Below are 1,050 nucleotides of genomic sequence, written 5' to 3'. Positions count from 1 at the left end.
GCGGCGGTTCCCGGCGCTCCGGCGCCGCTGGGGACGCTGCGCGGCGCTCCCCCGGGACCGGTGAGACCCGTTCAGGCCAAGGAAGTCGGCCTCATCGACGAGGTCGTCGGCTCGGTGGAGGAACTGGTTCCGGCTGCGAAGGCATGGATCAAGGCCAACCCCGAAGGCGGCGTTCAGCCGTGGGATGTCAAGGGCTACAAGATCCCTGGCGGAACCCCGTCCACCCCGGCATTCGCTGCCAACCTTCCGGCGTTCCCCGCGAACCTGCGCAAGCAGCTCAAGGGTGCTCCGATGCCGGCTCCGCGCGCCATCATGGCTGCAGCCGTCGAAGGCTCGCAGGTCGACATCGACAATGCGCTGCTCATCGAGGCTCGCTACTTCACCTCGCTGGTGACCGGCCGCGTCGCGAAGAACATGATTCAGGCGTTCTTCTTCGACCTGCAGTCGATCAACGGCGGCGGTTCACGTCCGGCAGGCATCGAGAAGTCCACCATCAAGAAGGTCGGCGTCCTCGGCGCAGGCATGATGGGCGCGGGCATCGCGTACGTCTCCGCGAAGGCCGGCTTCGACGTCGTCCTCAAGGACGTCACCATCGAGGCCGCCAACAAGGGTAAGGCGTACTCCGAAGGCATTGAGGCCAAGGCACTCTCGCGCGGCAAGACCACGCAGGAGAAGTCCGACGCACTCCTCGCCAAGATCACCCCGACGGCTGACCCGGCCGATTTCGCCGGCGTCGACTTCGTCATCGAAGCCGTCTTCGAGAGCCAGGAACTCAAGCACAAGGTGTTCCAGGAGATCGAGGACATCGTCGATCCCAAGGCGCTGCTGGGCTCGAACACCTCGACGCTGCCCATCACGGGTCTCGCCACCGGCGTGAAGCGTCAGGAAGACTTCATCGGCATCCACTTCTTCTCGCCCGTCGACAAGATGCCGCTGGTGGAGATCATCCGCGGTGAGACCAAGCAGCGCGACCTGGCAGAGAACTTCGGCCACGAGACGGTCGTCCTGAGCAAGAGCGAGCTGCGCGCCGAGCTGGGCTCGGACCACTAC

General features: G+C 65.3%; 1 pseudogene. It reads left to right on the top strand.

Features of this window, described 5'->3' with window-relative positions:
* Positions 1-66 precede the first annotated feature (66 nt).
* Positions 67-1,050, top strand: a pseudogene (locus tag ABT116_RS49960) (3-hydroxyacyl-CoA dehydrogenase family protein); the annotation flags it as partial.

This window comes from Streptomyces sp. NPDC002130, from assembly GCF_040296465.1.
Lineage (GTDB): Bacteria > Actinomycetota > Actinomycetes > Streptomycetales > Streptomycetaceae > Streptomyces.
This window is presented reverse-complemented; position numbering and strand designations above follow the sequence as displayed.